Source organism: Pannonibacter sp. SL95, from assembly GCF_026672425.1.
Lineage (GTDB): Bacteria > Pseudomonadota > Alphaproteobacteria > Rhizobiales > Stappiaceae > Pannonibacter.
Genome location: NZ_JAPPRC010000006.1, coordinates 966,188 through 987,804, shown reverse-complemented (window position 1 = coordinate 987,804; position 21,617 = coordinate 966,188). Strand labels below are relative to the sequence as shown.

General features: G+C 68.0%; 27 protein-coding genes and 1 pseudogene. 1 reads left to right on the top strand and 27 read right to left on the bottom strand.

The genetic code is table 11. The features are described from left to right. Nucleotides 1–21 precede the first annotated feature (21 nt). The 13 genes from OVA12_RS21670 to OVA12_RS21610 all read right to left on the bottom strand — a co-directional run bounded on the left by OVA12_RS21670 (nucleotide 22) and on the right by OVA12_RS21610 (nucleotide 12,365). A complete protein-coding gene (locus tag OVA12_RS21670; protein WP_268140715.1) occupies nucleotides 22–471 on the bottom strand; it encodes a lipoprotein LipA in 450 nt (149 codons plus the stop codon). Between the two features lie 274 nt (nucleotides 472–745). Then, complete coding sequence (locus tag OVA12_RS21665) at nucleotides 746–2,143, bottom strand: sensor histidine kinase (protein WP_268140714.1); 1,398 nt, start codon at nucleotides 2,141–2,143, stop codon at nucleotides 746–748. Next, nucleotides 2,140–2,802 carry a response regulator gene (locus tag OVA12_RS21660; RefSeq protein WP_268140713.1) on the bottom strand — a complete coding sequence of 221 codons (663 nt, stop codon included), beginning with the start codon at nucleotides 2,800–2,802 and terminating at the stop codon, nucleotides 2,140–2,142. Before OVA12_RS21660 ends, OVA12_RS21665 begins: the two co-directional genes overlap by 4 nt. 64 nt (nucleotides 2,803–2,866) lie before the next feature. After that, nucleotides 2,867–3,124 (bottom strand): PepSY domain-containing protein, encoded by a 258-nt coding sequence (locus tag OVA12_RS21655; RefSeq protein ID WP_268140712.1) that lies wholly within the window; start codon nucleotides 3,122–3,124, stop codon nucleotides 2,867–2,869. A gap of 92 nt (nucleotides 3,125–3,216) precedes the next feature. Further along, nucleotides 3,217–3,912, bottom strand: coding sequence for a helix-turn-helix transcriptional regulator (locus tag OVA12_RS21650; protein ID WP_268140711.1), 696 nt, complete (start codon nucleotides 3,910–3,912; stop codon nucleotides 3,217–3,219). Nucleotides 3,913–3,918: 6 nt separating this feature from the next. Further along, nucleotides 3,919–4,317 (bottom strand): VOC family protein, encoded by a 399-nt coding sequence (locus tag OVA12_RS21645; protein ID WP_268140710.1) that lies wholly within the window; start codon nucleotides 4,315–4,317, stop codon nucleotides 3,919–3,921. A 98-nt stretch (nucleotides 4,318–4,415) separates the two neighbouring features. Then, nucleotides 4,416–4,628, bottom strand: coding sequence for a hypothetical protein (locus OVA12_RS21640; protein ID WP_106751977.1), 213 nt, complete (start codon nucleotides 4,626–4,628; stop codon nucleotides 4,416–4,418). After that, nucleotides 4,625–5,539: a glycoside hydrolase family protein gene (locus OVA12_RS21635; protein ID WP_268140709.1), complete on the bottom strand. Its 915-nt coding sequence runs from the start codon at nucleotides 5,537–5,539 to the stop codon at nucleotides 4,625–4,627. Before OVA12_RS21635 ends, OVA12_RS21640 begins: the two co-directional genes overlap by 4 nt. A 31-nt stretch (nucleotides 5,540–5,570) precedes the next feature. After that, nucleotides 5,571–6,296: a DUF2793 domain-containing protein gene (locus OVA12_RS21630; protein ID WP_268140708.1), complete on the bottom strand. Its 726-nt coding sequence runs from the start codon at nucleotides 6,294–6,296 to the stop codon at nucleotides 5,571–5,573. Further along, nucleotides 6,289–10,140, bottom strand: coding sequence for a baseplate multidomain protein megatron (locus tag OVA12_RS21625; RefSeq protein WP_268140707.1), 3,852 nt, complete (start codon nucleotides 10,138–10,140; stop codon nucleotides 6,289–6,291). Before OVA12_RS21625 ends, OVA12_RS21630 begins: the two co-directional genes overlap by 8 nt. After that, a complete protein-coding gene (locus tag OVA12_RS21620; RefSeq protein WP_442793911.1) occupies nucleotides 10,128–10,592 on the bottom strand; it encodes an NlpC/P60 family protein in 465 nt (154 codons plus the stop codon). Before OVA12_RS21620 ends, OVA12_RS21625 begins: the two co-directional genes overlap by 13 nt. Beyond that, on the bottom strand, nucleotides 10,582–11,493 hold the full coding sequence (locus tag OVA12_RS21615) for a DUF2163 domain-containing protein (protein WP_268140705.1): 912 nt from the start codon (nucleotides 11,491–11,493) through the stop codon (nucleotides 10,582–10,584). Before OVA12_RS21615 ends, OVA12_RS21620 begins: the two co-directional genes overlap by 11 nt. 233 nt (nucleotides 11,494–11,726) lie before the next feature. Further along, nucleotides 11,727–12,365 (bottom strand): DUF2460 domain-containing protein, encoded by a 639-nt coding sequence (locus tag OVA12_RS21610; RefSeq protein ID WP_268140704.1) that lies wholly within the window; start codon nucleotides 12,363–12,365, stop codon nucleotides 11,727–11,729. A gap of 96 nt (nucleotides 12,366–12,461) precedes the next feature. Here OVA12_RS21610 and OVA12_RS21605 point away from each other — a divergent pair, with 96 nt between their 5' ends. Next, a complete protein-coding gene (locus OVA12_RS21605) occupies nucleotides 12,462–12,716 on the top strand; it encodes a YdcH family protein (protein WP_106751971.1) in 255 nt (84 codons plus the stop codon). Nucleotides 12,717–12,738: 22 nt separating this feature from the next. Here the strand turns inward: OVA12_RS21605 and OVA12_RS21600 are convergent, their stop codons facing one another. From OVA12_RS21600 to OVA12_RS21535, 14 genes and pseudogenes are all read right to left on the bottom strand, one after another. Beyond that, complete coding sequence (locus OVA12_RS21600; protein ID WP_268140703.1) at nucleotides 12,739–13,326, bottom strand: phage tail tape measure protein; 588 nt, start codon at nucleotides 13,324–13,326, stop codon at nucleotides 12,739–12,741. Beyond that, nucleotides 13,326–13,541, bottom strand: a complete 216-nt coding sequence (locus tag OVA12_RS21595) for a phage tail assembly chaperone (protein ID WP_268140702.1) — start codon at nucleotides 13,539–13,541, stop codon at nucleotides 13,326–13,328. The genes OVA12_RS21600 and OVA12_RS21595 overlap by 1 nt, the downstream gene beginning before the upstream one ends. Further along, nucleotides 13,538–13,882, bottom strand: coding sequence for a gene transfer agent family protein (locus tag OVA12_RS21590; RefSeq protein WP_268140701.1), 345 nt, complete (start codon nucleotides 13,880–13,882; stop codon nucleotides 13,538–13,540). The genes OVA12_RS21595 and OVA12_RS21590 overlap by 4 nt, the downstream gene beginning before the upstream one ends. Nucleotides 13,883–13,896: 14 nt before the next feature. Further along, the gene (locus tag OVA12_RS21585; protein ID WP_268140700.1) at nucleotides 13,897–14,310 is read right to left on the bottom strand and encodes a phage major tail protein, TP901-1 family; all 414 of its coding nucleotides are present in this window, start codon (nucleotides 14,308–14,310) and stop codon (nucleotides 13,897–13,899) included. Between the two features lie 100 nt (nucleotides 14,311–14,410). Then, nucleotides 14,411–14,812 carry a DUF3168 domain-containing protein gene (locus OVA12_RS21580; RefSeq protein WP_106751966.1) on the bottom strand — a complete coding sequence of 134 codons (402 nt, stop codon included), beginning with the start codon at nucleotides 14,810–14,812 and terminating at the stop codon, nucleotides 14,411–14,413. Next, nucleotides 14,809–15,132, bottom strand: a complete 324-nt coding sequence (locus OVA12_RS21575) for a phage head closure protein (protein WP_442793910.1) — start codon at nucleotides 15,130–15,132, stop codon at nucleotides 14,809–14,811. The genes OVA12_RS21580 and OVA12_RS21575 overlap by 4 nt, the downstream gene beginning before the upstream one ends. After that, nucleotides 15,129–15,698 carry a head-tail connector protein gene (locus OVA12_RS21570; protein ID WP_268140698.1) on the bottom strand — a complete coding sequence of 190 codons (570 nt, stop codon included), beginning with the start codon at nucleotides 15,696–15,698 and terminating at the stop codon, nucleotides 15,129–15,131. The genes OVA12_RS21575 and OVA12_RS21570 overlap by 4 nt, the downstream gene beginning before the upstream one ends. Nucleotides 15,699–15,881: 183 nt before the next feature. After that, nucleotides 15,882–17,111, bottom strand: a complete 1,230-nt coding sequence (locus tag OVA12_RS21565) for a phage major capsid protein (RefSeq protein ID WP_442793927.1) — start codon at nucleotides 17,109–17,111, stop codon at nucleotides 15,882–15,884. Nucleotides 17,112–17,163: 52 nt separating this feature from the next. Further along, nucleotides 17,164–17,592: an HK97 family phage prohead protease gene (locus tag OVA12_RS21560; RefSeq protein ID WP_268140696.1), complete on the bottom strand. Its 429-nt coding sequence runs from the start codon at nucleotides 17,590–17,592 to the stop codon at nucleotides 17,164–17,166. Beyond that, a complete protein-coding gene (locus OVA12_RS21555) occupies nucleotides 17,589–17,789 on the bottom strand; it encodes a hypothetical protein (protein WP_268140695.1) in 201 nt (66 codons plus the stop codon). The genes OVA12_RS21560 and OVA12_RS21555 overlap by 4 nt, the downstream gene beginning before the upstream one ends. 131 nt (nucleotides 17,790–17,920) lie before the next feature. After that, nucleotides 17,921–18,118, bottom strand: coding sequence for a hypothetical protein (locus tag OVA12_RS21550; RefSeq protein ID WP_268140694.1), 198 nt, complete (start codon nucleotides 18,116–18,118; stop codon nucleotides 17,921–17,923). After that, nucleotides 18,111–19,367 (bottom strand): phage portal protein, encoded by a 1,257-nt coding sequence (locus OVA12_RS21545; RefSeq protein WP_268140693.1) that lies wholly within the window; start codon nucleotides 19,365–19,367, stop codon nucleotides 18,111–18,113. Before OVA12_RS21545 ends, OVA12_RS21550 begins: the two co-directional genes overlap by 8 nt. 205 nt (nucleotides 19,368–19,572) lie before the next feature. Beyond that, a pseudogene (locus OVA12_RS21540) lies at nucleotides 19,573–20,855 on the bottom strand (DNA-packaging protein). Next, nucleotides 20,779–21,498: a hypothetical protein gene (locus tag OVA12_RS21535; protein WP_268140692.1), complete on the bottom strand. Its 720-nt coding sequence runs from the start codon at nucleotides 21,496–21,498 to the stop codon at nucleotides 20,779–20,781. The pseudogene OVA12_RS21540 and the gene OVA12_RS21535 overlap by 77 nt, the downstream one beginning before the upstream one ends. Nucleotides 21,499–21,617: the final 119 nt, after the last annotated feature.

The following is a 21,617-nucleotide window of genomic DNA, read 5'->3' as shown; positions in this document are numbered from 1 at the left end:
GAAGCTTCGGGCAATCGAGCCTCAGCTGATCGACCGCCAGATTCCCTTTTCGTCCGTGCAGGTAGTCGACCGCGCGACAACGGGAACCGGCGTTTCCTTGGACGAAACCGCATGAGTCAGTTCCCGGCATTCGGTCTTGTTAACCTGATAGCGCGGCCCGAGGCGGACCTCGCCAGTGCGTCCGGTGCGCGGGTTGTCCCAGCGAACCGTCCCACCAGCGCCGGGCGTCGCGAGGGCCTGCTTCTGCGCTTCGGCAGCTACCTTGCGGTCGCTAGATTCAAGGCCGAGCTGCGGGGTACCGTCGAGCAGCTGATTGATCGCGGCATTGGCCTCGGCTTCGGCGATCGACTTCTCGGACTGGCCGAATGCCGTCCCCCAAAACCCGACGCCGCCACCCGTGTCGCCCACAGAACTGCAGGCCGACAGCCCGGCCGCAACAGCCACCACCATAGACAATGCTACCCACCGCATCTGGCACTCCATCGCCGCGCGCCTGCTGGTCCGACCGTTCGGACCTCTTGTACAACGCGCCGGCGCCGACAAGGTTCCATACTTCACTGTTACAGTTAATTTATCCCGACTCTACGGCCGAACTGGGCCATTTTCAGGCCCAGCCTCCGACGCATTCCGGTCCAGAATCCGAAAGCATTGTCGCGCCCTTGCCGGTCCGCAGCAATGCCTTGCCAGATAACTTAGGATAACACTATTGCAATGCAACGAGGCGCGACGTGACGCCAGTCACATTTCACCCGGAACTGGGGCCGCCCGTTGATGCCGCTGGCAGCACCAGTTGTGCCCGAAGACCGCCGATTGCAGCTTCCGACAATTCGAACTGCCCGCCGTAAAGCGCAACCAGATCGGCGACGATCGACAGGCCCAGCCCGGTTCCAGGCACGCTTTCGTCCAGCCGCTTGCCGCGCTTGACCGCTTCGCGTCGCTGATCGGCCGTCAGGCCCGGCCCGTCGTCCTCGACAATGATCTCGAACAGGGTGCGATCGCCGGCAGCTGTCGGAAGAAGTCTCGCCGTCACAGTGACCTGCGAACGCGCCCACTTGCAGGCATTGTCGATCAGGTTGCCGGCAAGATCCTCAAGATCTTGCTGTTCGCCGCGAAACCGGACGCTGGCGTCCAGTTCGGCCTCAAAACCCAGATCCTTGTCACCATGGATGCGTGTCATGGCCCGCAGCAGCCGCGACAGCGCCGGCTCCACCGGCGTTGCAACCCCGATCACCCGGCGCTGCGCCGCCTGTCGGGCGCGTTCCAGATGATGATCGACCTGGGTGCGCATCAGCCGCGCCTGTTCCAGCACCTTGCCAGCAAAGGGACCGCCTGCCGCGTCGGCCTCATTGGCGATGACGCTGAGCGGTGTCTTGAGCGCATGGGCGAGGTTGCCCACATGGGTGCGGGCTCGCTCGACGATTTCCGCGTTGGACCGGATCAAGCCATTCAGTTCAATGGCGAGCGGCGCCAGTTCCATTGGAACGGCCTCATCGATCTGGCTCGCCTCGCCATCTCGGACAGCAGCCAGAGAGTATTGCATCCGCCGGATCGGCAGCAGGCCGAAGCGGACCTGGAGAAACACGGCCACGATCAGGCCAATGCCGAACACCGCCAGCGTCAGCACCACCTGCCCCGTGAAGGCGGCAAGGTCCTTGCGCAGCCCTTCCGTCTTGCCGCCAACGGCGATGAGATAGGTCTTGCCGTCAAAGCTGACGATGCGCTGTGACACCCGCAGTTCCTCGCCGCCGGGACCGGTCGCAAAGCCGCCACCCGTGCGCTGTCCGAACGCCAGCGGTGGCACCAGCAGGGGATCGCCCACAAGACTGCCGGAGGCATAGACCAGCTTCCACTCCGGCCAGTCGGCGATGGTCCAGTACCAGCCGGACAACGGCAGGGAAAAGCGCGGCTCGCCGAGGTTCTCCGGCCTGTTGATCGTCGCTCCGTCGGTGGGTGCCATCGCGCCGATAATGGCCTTCTGGTAGACTTCCAGCTGGCTGTCGAAGCCGCGCTCGACCGTATCCCGGTACAACTCAACCAGGATGAAACCTGCGACCGCCAGTGCCGTGACCGACCAGAGCGAGGCAACCAGCACAAGCCTTGCGGCCAGGGACCGGCGGCGTACCGGCTTTCCGGCAAGCGTCACGACGGCTCACCGATCCGGTAGCCCAGACCGCGCACTGTCTCGATGTAGTCGCCGCCTAGCTTCTTGCGCAAACGCCCGACAAACACCTCGACGGTGTTGGAATCCCGGTCGAAGTCCTGATCGTAGAGGTGTTCCACCAGCTCGGTGCGGGAAATGACCTTGCCCTTGTGGTGCAACAGATAGGCCAGCAGCCGGTACTCGTGCGACGTCAGCTTCACCTGCAGTCCAGCGACGGTGACGCGGCCGGATCTCAGGTCCAGCCGCAGGTCGCCCACTTCGATTTCGTTGGACGCGTGTCCGGCCGCCCGGCGGACGAGGGCACGGACCCGTGCCAGCACTTCTTCCATGTGGAAGGGCTTGGCCACGTAATCGTCCGCCCCCGCGTCAATGCCGGCCACCTTGTCCGACCAGCGATCGCGCGCGGTCAGGATCAGCACCGGCATGGTGCGCCCGCCGCGCCGCCATTTTTCCAGCACCGAAAGGCCGTCCAGCTTCGGCAACCCCAGATCCAGCACGACCGCATCATACGGCTCGGTATCCCCGAGGAAATGCCCTTCCTCTCCGTCATAGGTCCGGTCGACGACATAGCCTGCCTGTGTCAGGGCGTCGTTCAGCTGACGGTTCAGGTCCTTGTCGTCCTCGACAATCAGAATGCGCATGGATGGGTCCGGTCTGGCTGGAGAAGGGTCGGTGCCGCTGTCTGGCGGCTGATCATGGCAAAATTCAGCGACTTGCGTCGACCACTACTGTCGTGACCTGCCCGTTTTCCAGCACAGAGAGCCGGTAGATGTAGCGCCCCCCCTCCTCGCAGAGCTGTGCGCGGACGATTTCGCCCTGTACGGTCCCGGCGACGCTGCCAAGCGGCTGCGCCTGCCCGCTGGAGACCGCCTGCTGTGCCTCGCCCTGCGAAAGACAGGCCGCAGACGCCGAGGATGGCATGCTTGTGCCGACAAGTGCTGCAAGGACGATCAGGGTACGCATCGTGGTCAGCTCCCTCAATGGTCATGATTTGAACTTGAGGACAGACTTAAGCTGCGGCGGCTGAATGGGACATGAACACGCCTGTCAGCATGTCAGAGCACATGCGGGCCTTCGATTTCAATGGTGCGATAGAAATCCGCCAGCATCCGGCCCCGTTCCTGGCGGAACACTTGCTCGGTTGCTGATACGCGTGCGATTCGGTCGATGCGGAACATGCGGAAGTCCTGCCGCAACTCGCACCAGGCAACCAGCGTCCAGACCTTGCCCCAGAACCAGAGCCCCAACGGCCTGATCGTGCGGCAGCTGGGTGCACTCTCGCGGTCCAGGTAATCGAGTTCCAGCACCTGCCGCCGGTCAATGGCCGTCTCGATCAGATCAAGATTGACCCGGACTGCCGGCGTCATCCCCGGTGCCACCGCATGGATCTGGATGCCGCCGGGCCGGGCGGCGATCTTTTCCGGCAAGACCGCCTCGATCTTGATCAGGGCTTCGGCCGCCGCCCGTGCCATGGCTGCGCCGCCCCAGGCGCTGACCAGCCTTGCACCGGCCACCAGCGCCACGATCTCGTCGCGGGTGAACATCAGAGGCGGCAGGTCGAAACCGGACCGCATGACATAGCCGACGCCGGCCGCCCCCTCCACGGGGACGCCCGACGCCTGAAGATCCGCAATGTCGCGATAAATGGTGCGTTCGGACACTTCCAGCCATTCGGCCAGTTGCGCCGCACGCACCAGACGCCCGCCGCGCAGGTGCTGGACGATCTGGAACAGGCGATCCGCGCGGCGCATGTGGTCTTACCTCTTGCCGGTCTCGACATAGAGCCCAATGCCATTGCCGAACGGATCCTGACAATAGGTGAAACGTCCGAACGGAATGGTGATCGGATCGGACAACACCTTTCCACCTGCCTTGACCAACCGTTCCATGCTGTCTTCCAGTGCGTCCGGGCACAGCAGATGGATCACGCCACCCTGACCTGCCGGAGCCGGAGTGCCAACAGACAGATGGCCGGAGGGCATGTTCATTTCATCCGCGACCGGGAACTTGGCCATTTCCATGCCGTCCATGTTCTCGCGGATCAGCTGGACCTGCAGCACGTCATTGTAGAAGGCAGCGCCCTTGTCGAGATCAGGAACCGGGATCTCGAACCAGACGACGCTGTTGCGGGGGGCGGAAGTGGTGGATGCGCTCATGTCAGTCTCCATCAGGAGGAGGAAGGAACGGCTGAACCCTACCTCCCCCCTCCTGACAGCCTTCTGTCAGGAGCCATTCAGCGCCTGTCGATTTTCGCTCACTCGGAAACCTGACCGCGCCATCCGGCTGGTCCGGTGGTCACATGCCGAAGCAGCACGTTGACCACGCCAACAATGACAAGGGCGACCGGCCCCCATTCCGGCGGCAGCACGGCATCCCAGTCCACGACCGAGAGCTGGTCCAGCACCTGGCCAACCAGAACCGCAAGTCCCAGCCCACCATTGAACATCAGTGTCTTCCATCCACTCATGACAGCTTCTCCTGTTGTGATTGAACGGTATCTGCGCGCCACCGCGCGATATCGAGAGCGATGCGCCCGCGGTAGTGCCAGGCCACAAAGCCAAGTCCGGCCAGCGCCAGCACGCCGCCGGCGATCAGCAGACAGGTCCACAGCGCATGGCCGTGAGCTGCAGCGCTGCCAGCAGCCACCGCCCCGCCCGCGCTGCATCCGGCAAGCCCCTTGCGCGCGGCAACAGTGCGGACAAGCGTTGCGCGTGTGGCAGGTCCCAGCGTGCCATCAGGGGCAAGTGGTGGGTGGTCGGACTGGAAGCGCAGCGTCGCCAGCCGCGTCCGAGGGCCCTCAATTCCATCGACGGGGCCAGGTCGATAGCCAAGCAGCCGCAGGTGGCTCTGGGCGATCTTCACGTCAGGATCCGTTTGCGCCGGCGTATCAGGCGCAAAGCCATAGGTGCCGTCCTGGATCAGCTCCGCCTCGTCCCTGCGGCGCGTGACCAGCCCCGGCAGAACCCGTCCGCCCGCCGTCGTTCCCGTGCGTGCCAGCAGTTCGGCAGCCCGGCCGAGGTCGCCCGCCTTCAACGCCTTGGCCCAGCGCCAGCCCAGCGCCCTCGGCCCGAGATTGTAAATTACGGACACCACCGCATCGAAGACAGGCTGCGGCAAGGCGCCAAGCGCTGCTGTCACCATCGGCCCATATTCGTGATCCAGCAGCTTGCGCAGCAGCGTCAGCGCCGCAATCGGATCGATGGTCTGGCCGGGCACCAGGCCGGCATGACCCTGCGCCTGCCACCAGCTGCGGAACAGGCGCGAGCCTTCGGTAAACCCATAGCCGATAGTCGGCACCCCGGCGGGGTCAAGATAGGCCCGGCCGACAAAGCCTTCGTGCCGGGCAATGAAGGCAAGCCCCTGCGGACTGACATCCATGCGTCTGCTCCCTTCCTGGAGTTTGCGCCGCTCAGGCATCGGGAACCCCCGGCAGCAGGCAATGCACCGCAATGCGCACGCTGCCGCCGGTGAAATTGCCGCCATTGGCGCTGAGCCGGACGGCGGTTGCCGCATAGAAGGCCGTCGGTCCGATGACACCCGCATTGCTGGACCCGGCCGCGCTCCCGAGCGTACCGCCGAACTTGCTGCGCTCGGCGGCAAGCCCGCAGTCGTAGGACGCAGCTCCGGTGATGCTTGTGAGCGTGCGCGTTGACACGCCGAAGACGACAGCCCGGTTGGGAATGAGCCCCGTTGCCTCGACGAAGGCTCCACTGAGGCCGGACAGTGTCGCTTCCAGCGTCGCCAGTCCCGTGGTCGCCCCGCCAGCCGAACGCGACAGCACGGCCGATGGCGACAACAGCCCGCCGTAGTCGCGCCAGCCTGCGGCCGTGCAGACGACCAGCGTTCCGGCGCTGGCCAGATAGGCCACCAGTCCGGTCACCGGCGGATGGAACACCCAGTCCGCGCCGGTCCATTCGGCGACATGATCCGCCTTGCCCGCAAAGGCACCGCTTGCCGGCGTCGTCACCAGATGGCAGTCGCCGATCAGCGGCGCGCCGGGCGGGGAGCCGGTTCGGGTGAGGAGATGCAGATGCGCCAGCGTGTCCAGCCGGGCCAGCGCCTCGTTGTGGGTTACATGCTTCTGCGCCTGCGCGGCCGCGATCAGCGGCAGGCGCAACCGGACAGTTTCAGACATGGAGGATCTCCTTCAGAGTGAGGCCGGGTCCGGCCAGATCGGACAGTTGCGCCACCTCGGCCGTGAACACCGTCTGCAGCGCGCCGAAATCGGCCAGCTCCTGCGCCGCCGGATAGAGGTAGCCGGGTGCCTCGACGGTCACATCGTGCCGGACAGCCGCGCCGGAGAAGAGCTGCAGCCGGTAGGCTTCCCGTGTCTCGCCGACGGGCACCTCCGCCGCCTCCCAGCCGTCGCCGCCGATGCGGCTGCGCCGGATCCAGCCAAACCGCACCCCGCCCGCCTCGCGCCGGGCCGTCAGATGGACCGGGGCGAAGGGCAGCGCCGCGCGCCCCAGGCCGGTCGCGGTGAAGTCAGTGCGCGCGGCCGAATCGAGCGCCACGCCGGGTGGCAACAGCCGGTAGGACAGCGCCTGCCCACGCTGGTCCGCCTCCAGCGGCAGTGCCACCAGGCTCGCATCCATCAGCACAACGTCGGCTCCGGCATCGGCGCCTGCCAGCGCCTCGGCTTCCGTGCCCTTCTGTCCGCGCAACAGACCCGTCAACCGGTAGCGCCGCTCACCCACCAGATCCGCCTGCCGGAACTGCAACAGCTCGAAACCGCCCGTCCGGCTGCGCAGGGCCAGCGCATTGTCCCCGGCCAGCACAGCCGTTTCCGAAAGGCTTTGAAGGTGACCGGAGAACAGCTCCAGCTCCGGCCGGTTCTGCCGGTCCCAGCGCCACAGCGGCCCGGCCTCCAGCGGCGTCACCAGCCGTCCGATGGTGGCCGGCCGCTCGATGCGGGCAATCTCGGCAAAACCCGCCCCGCCCGGCCGCTGGCGCAGGACAGCCAGACTGCCCGGCCAGGGCCGCGCCTGCGCGGCCAGATGCGGGGCAAAGGTCGCGCCCCGCTCCTCCAGCAGCGGCAGGTCAAGGAACACAGCCTGCGCCGGTCCCGGATCGGTGCTGCGCCAGGGGTCCGCGCGCGGCGTGGGCGCCCTTGCGATGGCTGCCGCCGGCTCGCTGCGCACCGCCTCGATCCGGCGAACAAGACTGTCCTCGATCACGGCGATGGTCATCTTCAGCGGCGGCGTGAAGCTCTGGTCGGGCGTTGCCGCCAGATCCACCACATCGCCAACCTCCAGCGCCACGTGGCTCATCGGCAGCAGGAATTCCACCCGTTCCCGCTCCGCCCAGCTGCGGTGCAACCGCGCTTCCGCCGCCCGCTCCAGCAGCGCCACCGGCGCCGCCACCCCCGGGTCCAGCGTCAGCACATGCCGGCTTCCGCCTTCCAGCCGCCGGCTCGCGACGATCTGGCGGCGATGGTCGCGCTGGATGTCCTCGCCCGCGATGCGCACCTCGGCCGGCAATTCCCCCGCCTGTCCGCGCACCCGGGTGAGCAGTGCCGCCTCCGGCTCGCTCTCCACCAGGTCCTCGCCGGACAGGGCAAATGCCGCCCCCGTCTGCGCCCCGGTCAAAACCAGTTCGCTGCCCCGGTCCAGCGCCCGCCCGCCGAAAGCTTCCAGCAGCGGCTCGATGGCTTCGCGCGCCGTCAGCGGCCCGGCCAGCGTCAGTCCGTCGATGACCTCAGCCAGTCCTTCAACCCGCACCCGCCCGTCCGGGACGCCGAAATCGGCCAGGATCGTGCGGATCACCGCGTTGAGGCTTGCCCCGCCGAGACGCCCGTTCAGCCAGTGGCCAACCTCCCAGTTGCCCCCGTCCGACCAGACCTCGCCATAGAGCGGAAAGGCGGGAAATGGCCGCGCATCCCAGGTCCAGACATGCAGGTTGGCGCCGTCCACCATGCGACCGCCATAGAGCGGCGACAGCGGATTGTCGCCCATCGGCCAGTCCGGATGCCGGTCGTCCCAGAAGCTCAGCGAGGCTTCCAGCGCCCGCCGCTGCACGGCATCGTCCCGCCCGCCACCGGAAAAGTAGGGAGGCGCGGATTCCGAGGACTTCGGATCGACGAAGACATTCGGCTGGTTCGCACCCTTGTCGATGGCCGGCACGCCCAGTTCCGTGAACCAGATCGGCTTGGACCGAGGCACCCAGGCCGTCGCCGGCCCGGTTTCCACCCCGCCGATGCGCTCCACATGCGGGGACTCCCACCAGCCCTTCAGGTCCTTGGCGCGGAAGACGAAAGGCTTGCCATAGGCCCCGTCGGTGATCGGCGACCGCACCCCCACCGCCCGGTCCGCATCGCTGGCGTAATACCAGTCGAAATACTCCCCGCCCCGGATCGCCCCGCGCAAGGCCGCCACATCCAGCGGGTCACACGTCTCCCGTCCGCGCGCATCGCTCAGCGGCATGTAATTGTCGATGGCGACCATGCTGATCGCCGGATCGGCCCAGAGCGGATCGAGCGGAAAGCGCAGCTCGCCGCCTGCCGGCTGATGCGCGCCATACTCCGACCAGTCCGCCGCATAGGACACCCGCGTCTGCGGCCGCAGCACGGTCCGCACGGCCGTCGCAAGGTTTTTCAGCGCCGTAACGAAGGGATAGCTGCCGCCGCCTGCATGGGCGAGCGTCAGCCCGCGCATCTCGGAGCCGATCAGGAAGGCATCCACCCCGCCAGCCGCTTCCGCCAGATGCGCGTGATGCAGGACAAACCGCCGGTAGGACCACTCGTCCGGGCCGGCATAGCCGATCACATCGCCCGCCCGCGAGAAATCCGCCGGCGCGGCCGTGCCGGTGAAGGTGGTCACGTCGCTTGCAAGCGCGGCCCCCGGGCGGATGCGCCCGCGCCAGGGAAAGGCCGCCTGCCGCGCCCCGCCATAGGGATCGGGCAGGCTGTTGTCCGGCGGAATGTCCATCAGGATGAAGGGATAGAGCACCACCCGCAGCCCGCGCGCCTTCAGGTCACGGATCGCGGCCAGCACCGAGGCATCGCAGGGCGTGCCGCCATAGGCCGGGCGGCCCTCCAGCTGCGACACGACTTCCGCGTCCTCGCGCGTCACCGGCCCCACGGTCCAGGTCATGCCGCTGGTCTGCCGGCCAGCGCCCTCCACCTTGGGCCGGATCTGGCACTGGCCAGCCCGAAGGTCAGAGCCGAACCAGGCCACCACCAGCGCCACGCTTTCCAGCGCCGGGCACAGGTCCTGCGATTCGTCCAGCGCCGCCGTCCAGTCGGTTGCGGCCAGCTTGGTGTGGCGGTTGACGCTGCGCGTCTCGCCCGGCCGCGGCGTGTCCGTCACCGGCACCGGCGCATAGACGAACTCGCCTGCGCCGGGGATCAGGGTCACGGCGCGGATTTGCCGCTCCAGCCGGTCCACCACCCGCACCACCTCGAAGGTCAGCTGCGGCAGACGGTTGCCGAAAGGCTCCAGCGGCAGCCGCTCGAACACCACATGCGCCGTGTCGCGGTAGGCGGGAGCAGCCCCCTGCACCGCCGCGATGAGGGGATCGACGCCCTGGTCCGGGCTGCCCGGATAGACCCGGTGCGTGATCGCGCTGCGGTCGATCAGCTTGCCATCGGCCCAGATCCGGCCGACCCGGGCAATCGGGCCCTCGCACAGGGCAACAGCAAAATTGGCGAAATAGCTGTAATTGCGGAGCTTCGGCCCGCCGCCCTTGCCGCCGGCGCTTTCCTCGCTCACCACTTCCTCAAAGCGCGTCGCCCAGATCACCTGCCCCGCCAGCCGCGCCCGGCCATAGACGAAGGGGATCGGCGCGCCCTCGGTCGAGGCCTGCACCGACAGGTCGGCCAGCCAGCCCCGGTCAACCGTGCGCCCGCCGCCGAACAGCGACTGGTCGAGAAGGTTTCCGGCCACCGCCCCGGCGGCCTTGCCGAGAATGCCGCCAAGCCCGGCCGCGCCGACAAGGCCGCCCAGCGCCTGTCCGGCGGCCGCAAGGATCAAGGTTGCCATGGCAGGGCTCCGGGAAAGGAAAACACATGGGTGATGCGCCGCGCCCAGGCGGTGCCGAGCGGGCATTCGATGACGCCGACGCGCTCATAGGCGTGGATCAGCTGCGCGCCGGTCGACAGAATCCCGGCATGTTTGACCGGCGCCCCGTCGCGCCAGCGGAACAGGAGCACGTCGCCGGGCTGACGCTGGTCGAGCGACACCGGCACCAGCCAGCGCTCCGCCGCCGCCAGCAGCGTTTCGGCCTCCGGACCGTCCGCCGCCTCGGCCCAGTCGGGCGCGTAGGGCGGCAGCGGCTCGGGCTCATCGCCGAGGTATTCCCGCCACAGCCCGCGTATGAGGCCGAGGCAGTCGCACCCGGCGCCCTTCAGGCTCGCCTGATGCCGGTAGGGCGTGCCGATCCAGCGCCGCGCCGCCGCCAGCAGCACCCGCCGGTCGAGGGGATCAGCCGACAAGCGCGCCTCCATCGTTCTCGCCGGTGTTGCGCCCCGGATAGGCCAGCACGAAGTCGGTTCCCGGCATGTGCGGGAAGCCGCGGAAATTGCTCGCATTGGCGAATTTCGCCCGGCAGGTGGCAAAGCGCTTGTCGCAGCCAGCCGTCACCTCGATCTGCGTGCCCGCCCCGATGGGCTGCGGCGCGGTCAGCCACAGCGACAGCGTCGCCGCCGCTCCGCTCCTCGCATGCCGGGCGATCTCGCCGGCAAAACCCGTCAGCGGCCCGTTCAGGACGGCAAATCGCCCGCCGTCGAACCATCCGGCGTCAAAGCCGGTGAGACCCGTCACCGTCAGCTCGCGCGCATCCGCCGCCCAGCTCACCGTGGCCACTGCCCGGTAGCGCGGATCGGTCAGCGCAATGCCGCAGCGCGTGTCCCCCAGATCAGCATCGCAGCGGCTGGCAAACACCCGGCCGCGCCTTGCCTCCAGCAGATGTCCGAGCCCGCGCAGCTCGGCGCGGAAACTGCGGCCAGCCCGTGTTACCTCGCCGATGACCGCACGGCGCAGCAGCACCGCCTCGACCGGCTGGGCCCAGTTGACGAGATGGACCGCCACCTCCGCCCCGTCCCAGCGCCCGGCCTCCAGGTCCGCCTCGGCAAAGCCGTCCAGCGGCACCGGCCCGTCTGTGTCGAGCGCGCCCGACACCTCGCCGCCGCCCGCCGCCAGTCCCGGCCCGCGCGTGTCCGCGCTTGCCTCCATGCCGCGCGCCGGGTGACAGACCACCCCGTCCACAGTCAGGCTGCGGTCATGGTCGGTAAAACCCAGCCGCTGCCCGTCGCTGCGGGTCAGGATCCACACCGCGCAAAGGCTCGTCATCCGGCCCGCCAGATGGGCGGCCAGACCTGGATCAAGTGTCTTCATGAGATTGTGTCCTGCATTCGCCATGGCTTTGCCGCTTTGCGGCCTGCCGATGCTCGAAGCTTGGGGTTGCGCCCACTTTCCCCCCGGTCGTCATGCCATGACTTGATCATGGCATCCATGCCGTCACCTCGCCCGAGGAACGGAGCCACCGAGATGAAAGTTCGATATTTCAACGGGATGCGAGGTTGCGATCACGGCGTCTTGGTCCGCCCGTCATTCGGCCCAGCCCCCGCTCAACCGCCCAGGCGGATCTCCACCAGCGGGATATGCAGCGCCTCACCGGCCTCGAAATGGGTCAGGCTCAAGTCAAGACTGTCCGTGTCGAAGCGCACCGGAACGTCGAAGAGGAACCCGGCCGTCACTACCGCCCCAGTCGCCGGCGGTGTTGCCAGCACCACCTCGCGCGTCGCCGCATCAAAGGAAAAGCCGCCCGGCGGCAGCTCCGTGCCATTCACCGCCAGCTTCAGGCTGCCCGCCACCGGCAGGTCGATCACCCGGGCATAGGCGGCCGGTCCGCTGCCATAGACCTTGACCAGTTCGAACCGCGTTCGGCTGCCCGTGCCCGTGCCGAGCCCGACGTTCAGCGCCCCCGGCGCGCCGCTTACCAGGGCCGAGCTGTGGTCGAAGGGATCGCGGAAGCGGAACCCGGACATCCGCCCGCGCGCCCGCTCGAACAGGGCGACGACGGCGCGCAGATCAGCGAGCGAGCGGATGCCCGAGCCCGCGTCATAGCGCCGGCGGCTGTCGGCCCAGCGTGCGTTGCGTGTCTCCCGGCCACTGGCCAGCGTCACCACCTCGGTGCGCCGTTCCGGCCCGCCCCGGGACCCGAAGGCAATCGGCAAGGGAAAGCTCTCGTCCAGAAATGCAATCATCGCATCCCCCCATCGATCTCGCGTGCGGTTTGATCTGTCTCAAGGACCGGAACGACCGCTGCCGCCATGGTCGGTCCGAACAAGGAGTAAAGACGCATGAGTCACGTTCCCCACGAATTGCACGAAGAGTTCCCGGAAGCTGCCAACGCGCTGCACGCGCTGAAGCTGTCCAGCGCGCATTTCGTCAAGCTTTCTGACGAGTATCACGAGGTAAACCGCGAGATTCATCGCATCGAGACCGACATTGCGCCCGCGTCCGACGAAGCCCTTGAGGCCCTCAAGAAGCAGCGCCTTCACCTGAAAGACCAGATCGCGGCCATGCTCGCCGCCGAGGAAAACACCGGCTCCTGAGCCCCTCCTCTTCAAGCCGGTGTTAGAGCCCGCGCCGTCCCCGTCCGACGGCGCGGGCCACCAACGCCGACACCTGGGCCTCTGACCTGCGGAAACTCTCCGCGTCCCGGGTTGTCACGTTCACCACCACCGGCCCGCTTCCTGCGCCCGGGCCAGCACCGCCCCCTGACATGGCCCCCGACATGGCCACGCCCAGCCGCCCGTCGGCTCCGCGCGCCAACGGCAGGATTGCTTCGGCTCCGGCCTCGCCCATGAGGCCCAGGCCGCCCGAATGCCCAAAGAAGGTCGGCTGCGCCACGACGCCTCCGTCGGCGAAGGCCGTCACGCCGCCGCTGATCAGGCTCGACAGACCGTCTGTCCCGAACAGTCCCCCCGCCATCGACCCGACCAGCGTGTCGAGCGGCTTCAGCGCCTGCCCCAGCACGCGGGAGGACAGGCTGAGCACCATCTGCTTCATCACGCTGTCCAGCGCCTTGCCGTCGACCAGCGCCGCCTTCAGGCCCGTGCTCATCAGGCGCGAGAACTCGCCGGCCGAGCGGGTCATGTCCTGCATCTGTGCGCTCATCCGGCCCATGTCACCGGTCAGACCGCTGTCGCTGTCGTCGTCCATCACGGCACTCCCTCATCCGGAAAATCGGTCATCAGCCGGGCAAGATCCCTGCGGCTCAAGGCAGCCGCCCGCCGGGTCAGCCCCAGCGCCAGCGCCAGTTCGCGCGGCGTCGCAGCCCAGGTCATGGCCGGGCTCCAGCCCAGCCGGTTCATCGCAAGAAAAAGGGCAAGGTCCCACGGAAACGGCTCCGCCGATCCGGGCCTTGCCCTGCTCAAGGGCGCGTGCCGGCGTCCTCCTCGCCCGCCTCACCGGTGCCAAAGGTCACCCTGAGCAGGTCGGCTGCAATCGCGGCATAGCCCGGTGCGCCGCCCGGCGCCCGCATCGAGGCCACCTGATCATCGCTCACCACATGGCCCGCTCCGCGCAGGCCGGCACCCAGCACCTTGACCAGATCACGGGCCGACAACCGGCCAGATCCGAACCGCTCGACGAGCCCGTTCAGATCCTCCACCGCATAGGCCGCCTCCAGCTCGGCCAGCGCGCCCAGTGTCAGCACCAGCGTCCATTCCCGGCCATCCAGCATGGCCGAAATCTCTCCGCGCAGGCGGTTCACCATCGCCGTTTCCCTTCTCAGATTGCTGTAAAGGTCAGTTCGCCAGCGGATTCCAGCGCCATCTCGTAGGTCACCTCGCCGTCATGCTGTCCGGCATATTCCAGCGCCGTGATCTGGAACGGTCCGTCCAGGGTGCCGAAGCTCGGCACCACCACCTGCCATCGGCGGATCTCGCCGGAAAAGAAAAGAGTGCGCGCCTGCGCATCACTGGTGAGATCGCGAAAGATCCCCGAGCCGGAAATGCTGGCCGCCCGCGTCCCTGCCCCGTCCAGCAGTTCCCGCCAGCGCCCGGTGCTGTCGGCGCTGGTGATGTCGACCGCCGGAGCGCTCAGCGCAATGCGCCGCGCCCGCAGACCCGCGACGGTGATGAAGGAACCGCTGCCGGTCTGGTCCAGTTTCAAAAGCAGATCACGTCCACGCTGCGCCGCCATGGCCTGTCTCCCAGTCTGTTAGGTGTGGTCATTCATCAATCGTCTCGCCCCCTCCTTCGTCGCTCCTGCCTGCGCAGGAGCGACGAAGGGAAGGAAACACCTACGGCTCAGTCACACAGCGAAGCCTTGCGCCGGCCCGCCACGTTCGGCCGTCCGTCATGCGCCGGCTTGTCACTTCGATGCGTCGCACCGAGACCATCTTGGCGCCAGTAATGGTCAACGTGGTCGTCTCCAGCGTGGTCACGGCCAGCACCAGAGCCTCCATCGCCTCGTCGCGGCTCGCCCCGCGCGAATAGACGGCAAGCTCAAGCTCGTGCTCCTCGCCGTCGCTGATCGTTCCGCCCAGCAGCCGGCTTGCGAGCGCCTCCAGCGTCAGATAGGGCAGCGGCTGTCCGCGCGGCGGCCCGTCATAGAGCCTGGCACCGCCCAGCAATGTCAGCAGCGCCGGCGTCGCCGAAAGTCTTGTGAGGACCGCGCTGCGCAGGTTCAACCCATGGCTCATGCCGGTTCCTCCTCAAGCATCAGCTCCACCTGCCGCCGGCCGCCATCGCGGTCCCTTGCGGCCAGCACCCGGAAGCTGCGGGCGTCCACCGTCACCTTCCAGCCGCCGCTCACATCAGCGCGAAAGCGCAGGGTCATGCGGTGGGTTGCCGTGCCGCTGAGCCGCCCGGCCGCGACGGCCTCGCCCTGCGACAGGCCAGCCAGCTGCGCGAAATCCGAGCCGATGTCGGTAAACCCTGTCGTAGCCTGCCCGCTTGCCGCCACGCTCAGCTCCGTCCGCCACAGGCGGACGGCCAGCCGATAAGCGCCCGCGCCGCTCACAGCAGCGGCATCCGGAACGGCATCAGCAGCCGGTCGAGGCCAAACGGCAGGCTTGCCATGGCAAGCTCTGTCCCGGCTTCCCTGTGCTCGTACCAATGCGCGGCCAGCATGCGCACCGCCTGCCTCAGCGGCTCCGGCACATCGGCGGGGGAAGCCCCATATCCAGCCGTGAAGTCGATCTCGAGCCCGTTTACCGGCTCCACCCCAGAAGCCGTGTCCGGTGCCACCACCAGCCGCGCCGGCTCCGTGCCGTGCCTGAGCGTCCAGGCGGAGGGGGCCAGCGTCACCGGCATGCCTTCCGCGCCATAGACAGTCACCGCCGTCACCGACAGCACCGGGGCCAGCGGCAGCCGCAGGATGCGTCCCTCCGGCCAGCCGTCCAGCGCGATGCGCCAGCCCTGCGTGATCAGCGCCCGCCGCGTCACCTGTTCCACATGCTCGCGCGCGGCCTTGATCAGGCTGGCGAGCAATCCGTCCTCCTCGGTCTGCACCAGCCTCAGCTGGGCCCGAAGCTCCGCCAGCGTCACCGGCTCCACCGCCGGCACGCTCGTCAGCCAATGTGTCATGGCCACCTCTTTTCAGGAATTTTTTCCTATTTTCATTCACCCGTCAGCCATCGGAACGGCCTCGGCGCCCTCTCCCCCCTTGAGGGGGAGATGTCTGCGTCAGCAGACAGAGGGGGGTGCTGCACCCCGGGTTGCGGAAAGTGATCGCGCCTTGCACCTCGGCAAGGCGCGGTCCCCCCTCCCTCACACCGCGAACACCAGCAGCTTGATCGCCGCGAAGTCCTGAACGCCGCCACCGACGCGCTTGGTCGTGTAGAAGAGCACGTAGGGCTTGGCGGAATAGGGGTCGCGCAGGATGCGCACGCCCTGGCGGTCGACCACCAGATAGCCACGCTGGAAGTCGCCGAAGGCGATGGCGGCGGCGTTGGCGGCGATGTCGGGCATCGCTTCGGCCTCGGTGACGGGGAAGTTGATCAGCGTCGCCGGGGCACCGGCGCTCGCCGGCGGCTGCCAGATGTAGTTGCCGTCGGCGTCCTTCATCTTGCGCACCGCCGCCTGGGTGCGGCGGTTCATGACAAAGCGGGCGTTCTGGCGGTATCCGGCGCGCAGCGAATAGATGAGATCGATCAGCTTGTCGCCAGGGTTGGTCGCGGCGAAGTTGCCGGCAACGCCCGTGTTCAGCGTGCCAAGCGAACCCCAGGCCCAGGAGGCATCGGCAACACGCGGCACTGACAGGAAGCCGGTCGGCTTGTTGATGCCGTCGCCGTTGACGAAGGCCGTGCCCTCCTGCTCGGCAAAGACCATCTCGATCTCTTCCGCGATCCAGGCGTCCACGTCCACGGCCGCATCATCCAGCAGCGCCGAGGTGGCCGAGGGCATGGCATAGAGTTCCATGGTCGGGAAGGTCAGCTCCGCCAGCGTCTGGCTGCTCGTCTGCGGCCGTGCGGCGGTCTCGCCCACCCAGCCGGCCTGCGGCCCGGTCAGGGAATAGGGCTTCTTGAACACGCTGCCCGACACCTGCCGGTTGCCGGCGATGGCACGGATCGGCGACACGTTCGCCAGCCGCATGAGGATGCCGCTTTCCGTCTCCGCCGGCACCAGGAAGCCGCCGTCCGGGTTGGAGCCGATCGACAGCGCCTTCATCTCCAGCGCCTTCAGCCCGTCGTCGCGGCCCTCGCGCATGTAGGCGTCAAACGCCGCCTTGTGCTCCAGCCCGGCCCCGCCGCGCGACGTTTCGCCGGAGAGTTCCGGCCGCCGGGCCTTCAGGGTCAGTTCGTCCAGCCGGCGCTGCGTCTTGTCGAGTGCCGCATCCAGCCGGTTCAGCTTGTCCAGCGTCACCACATCCGCGCTGCCGCGCGTCTCCAGTTCGGCCAGCCGCGTGTCATTGGCATCGCGGTAGGCGGCAAAGGCCGACTGCAGGTCGTCCAGCGCCTGGCGTGGCTCCAGTCCATAGGCCTTGGTCTCAAGCATCATCTCGTTCATCGCTGTCTCCGCGTTGGGCAGGGGCATGATCTCGGGCGGCGGCTCATCGCGCCGCGGTCTCCGCCGGCAGAGGCGTCAGCCGCGCTGCCGGGTGTTCGGGAAAGGTCACCAGCGACACTTCCCAAAGGTCGATTTCGGTGAGGTGCCGGCGGACACCGCCCGCACCCTTCACGGCCGCCAGGGCGCGAAAGCCGATGGAGAGGCCGTCCAGCGCCCCGGCGCTGATCAGCTCCGCCGCCTCGAGCGCCGCAGCCACACCAGTGAGCAGCCGTCCGGTCACATAGAGGCCGTGTGCGTCTTCCCGCGCCTTCTCCCAGATGCCGATGGGCTGCATCCGGTCGTGCTGCCACAGCATCCGCATGGCCGCCGTCCCGCGCCGGGCGAGCGATCGGGCAAATGCGCCCGGCAGCACCACGTCGCCTGCGCCATCGGGCTGATGGAACACGCTGGCGTATCCGGCAAAGCGGGTCATCGCGCTGCATCCCGATGGCCTGGCGTCTGGTCCGTGATCTGGCCCGTGATCTGGCCCAGCCGCTGCAACGTTGCGGCAAAGGCGGCAAACACCCGCGCGGGCCGGGCCTGCGGCGCGGTCCTGCGGTTCAGGTTCAAGGTCAGGCTGCGGGCAGGCGTCATCGCCCCGCCACGGGCCAAAAGGCCTGTGTCCGTCATGACTTGGCTCTCCTTGTCGAGGTTCTGAGTCCGGCTTGCCCGCTTCATGCGGCAGGCGAGCCCGGCGCTTCATCGCGAAACGTCACGCGGCGCCGTTTCTTGAGTCTTCTGAAACGCTTGGATCCGGCTCCTCAGCCGCCGTCATGGTCGTTGAAGATTTGATTCAAGCGCTCAATCTCGTCCACGAACTGGCTGAAGCGCCGGTTTGAGGCGGACAGCTCCTTCAGCAGCAGCGCGGCCAGGGCCGAGGCCGATCCCGCCCACAGCAGCAGCGCCAGATGGGCCAGGTCGCCGCGTTCGACGACGGCGGTGAGGACCGCCTCAGACATTGCCCTGCCCTGCTGCGTCGCCCTGCCCTGCGGTTTCGCCCTGCCCTGCTGCCTCGTCTGGCCCAGCGCGGCGGCCATAGCCCACCGCCGCCCGCTTCTCGTCCTCGGACAGGAAGTCCGCTGCCCCCACGCGCCGCCACAGGGCCTCGCGTTCCGGCGACAGCGCCTCGATGGCATCGGCGTCCGGTTCCAGCCGCAGCGGCACGCCATAGGCCGGGGCCAGCCAGTTCGACAGGCTCAGCGCCGTCCGCCGCACAAGCGGAAGCACGGTCTGGCGCCAGAAGGCCCGATTGGCTTCCTGATAATTGGCAAAGGTGTTGTCGCCCGGAATGCCGATCAGCATCGGCGGCACACCGAAGGCCAGCGCGATCTCGCGCGCCGCCTCGCGCTTGGCCTCGATGAAATCCATGTCCTTGGGCGTCAGGCCCATCGGGCGCCAGTCCAGTCCGCCTTCCAGCAGCAGCGGCCGGCCGGCGTTGCGCGCGCCCTGATAGCCCTCTTCCAGTTCCGCCTTCAGCCGCTCGAACTGGTCCAGCGACAGGTTGGCCCCCTCGCCCGCGCCATAGACCAGCGCTCCGGAGGGCCGCGCTGCGTTGTCGAGCAGCGCCTTGTTCCATCCGGCGGCCGCATTGTGGATGTCGAGGCTCACCTGTGCCGCCTCGATCGGCGCGCAGCCATAATGGTCCGACAGCGGGTGAAACAGCGTCAGCTGCCGCACCTGCGGCACGTCGCCAAGGCCGCTCAGCCTGAGCGACTTGCCGCCCACCTGATACTCGAATGCCTCCGGCCAACCGGACGTCCCCGGCACCACTTTCACCCGGTCGGGGCGTAGCACATGCAGCTCCGCCGGCAGGGCATCCGCGTCTTCGCTGACATAGATCCGCTCGACATAGGCATTGCCCGCCACCAGCAGGTGACCGAACAGGGTCTCCAGAAAATCCGGCCCGCTCTGGCCCCGGTTGGGCCGCGCCAGCAGGCGCAGCAGCGGGTGTTCCGTCAACTCTTCTGCCTCGGCAAACAGGCTCAGCGGAACACTGGCCGCCGCCTCGCTGACCATGCGCACCGCCCGGTAGACGACCGGGTTGCGCAGGTAGCCTTCCCGCGCCAGCGCCGCATAATCACGCGGGCTCCACACGGGCCGCCCGCCGCTGGCAAAGGCGATCAGCGGCGCCGTGCGCGAGGCCTTTTCCTCATCCAGCGCTGCCCCGCGCGGTTTGAAAACTGAGTCCAGAAACCGTGCCAACCCCATGATCCTGAATCCTTTTTCCGCATCACTTAAGAGATTGAATCCACGGCCTCAGAGCTTGAGTCACATGGCAGCCTCGGCGCGCCAACAACTGAGCCCCACGCTCCCTCTCCCCCCTTGAGGGGGAGATGCCCCCGTCGGGGGCAGAGGGGGGTAAGCAGCCTCTCAGAAGACCGAAGAGCTGAACGCAGCAGCCATGCCGCCCCCTTCACAGCCGCCTCAGCCGCGGTGTCCCCCGTTCGGACAACAGCAGTTCGCTCAAGGCCCAGACCAGCGCGTCCAGCCGGTCGGGCGAGCGGCCCGAGGTGAGCCCGCCCGGTCCGAAATCCGCCATCTCGTCTTCCAGCGCCGGCATCGCCCCGACATGGCGCACCCGGCCCTGCTCGTAGATCAGCGCAATCGGTTCGGCCCGGGCATATTTGCCCCGGCTCGCCCGCACGCTCTTCACCAGCACCGCCGGATCGGCGGCGGCGATCACCTCGCGCACCATGTCGCCGCCCTGATTGACTTCGGCGACCAGACAGTCCGCCTGATAGTGCCGCCACAGCGCCACCGCCCGCCCGGCCCAGTCGGCCGGCCGCGCGCCCGGGCCAGACTGTGATCGGCGAGCACATAGGCAATCCCATCCTCACCGAGGCCCGCCACCACCAGGCCGCAGGCATCAGAACGTTTCGTTGCCGTGGCCGGCGGATCGATGGCAATGACAATCCGCGTCAGATGATCCGGCGCGGCGGCGATCCGGCAGGCGTCCAGGTCACTGCGCTGCCACAGGGCATCGGGCCGGTCCTCGATCAGCTCGCCGTCCAGCTCCTGCCGCCCCAGCCGCGTTCCGGCGTAGCGCGCCACCACCCGCTCCAGAAAGCCAGGTGCCAGAAACAGCGCATTGGCCCGGGTTGCGGCCCGGGTCAGCGTGGTGCCGGGCATGTCGATGAGGCGCTTGAGCAGCGGTACTGCGCGGGGCGTCGTCGTCACCAGCTGGCGCGGCCGCTCGCCCAGTCTCAGGCCAAACTGCAACATGTCGAAGGTCTCCTCGCCATTGCGCCACTTGGCCAGCTCGTCGGCCCAGGCGATGTCGAACTGCGGCCCGCGCAAGGCCTCCGGGTCTTCCGACGAGAAGGCCTGCGCCACCGCGCCGGTGCGCCACTCCAGCCGCCGCCGGCTCGGGTTCCATTGCGGCCTCTCGGCTTTGGGATGCACCGACAGGATGCCCGACACCCCTTCGATCATCACCTCGCGCACGTCCTGATAGGTCTCGCCAACCAGCGCGATGCGCCCCGCCGGTCCCGCTTCGCCGGTCCAGCCATGGCCAAGGGCTCGGGCACGGATCCATTCCGCCCCGGCCCGGGTCTTGCCCGCGCCGCGTCCGCCCATCATCAGCCACACCGCCCAGTCGCCGCCGGGGGGCAATTGATGCTCATGGGCGAAGGTCGGCCAGTCCTTCAGCAGGAACGCCATCTCGCTCCGGCTCAGCCGGTCCAGCGCCTCCTCCATCCGCCCCGCCTGCCCAAAGGCCAGCAAGGCGGCGCGCAAGTTCCGCGCGCAGGCTGTCGGGGTCAGGTCCGTCATCCGTCTCCTCGCTGCGGCTCTTCTGCAGGTCCATGAGCGTGTCGAGCGTGCGGGCGAGGCTTGCCAGCGTCCTTGCGCCCTGATCCATGTCGGAGAGCTTGCCCCCCTCCCCGGTCTCGCCCGCCATCAGCCGGCCCAGCCGGTCTTCGAGCCGCGCCACCTGGGTCTCGAACGCCCGGTAGAGCCTGGCGATCATCCGCGCCTGCTCATCCGGCTCAGCGTCGGCAAAGCCCTCCAGCGCCTCGCCCCGCCGCATCCAGCCCTCCTGCCGGATGCGATAGGCAAGCCGCTTCGTGGTCACCTTCAGCCGCGCCGCGATCATCGCCTGCGACAGGTCCGTCTCCTCGTAGAGCCGCCGCGCCTCGCGCCAGACCTGCGCCGGGTCGCTGCCCGCATCCACCACCGGCCGCCGGATCCGGCCACGCGGTTTCGCCGGACCCGGCTGGTCTGGCACCACCGTGCCCGTCGTCTTGCCCTTTGGAGCCCGTGTCTTGCCAGCGCCAGCCTTCCTCGCAGAGGGCTTCGTTGCTTCAGGCAAGCCATCCCCGTCCCCGGCAGTGTCCTGCATGGCCAAGCTCTCCTGCAAAAACTGAAAGGTCTCGTCAGTGCACGGCAACGCCAGTGGCTGCGCGTCGCAGCCGGCTGCCGCGCCGCCAGCCGTCATGGCCCGTTCAAAAATCCATCTCT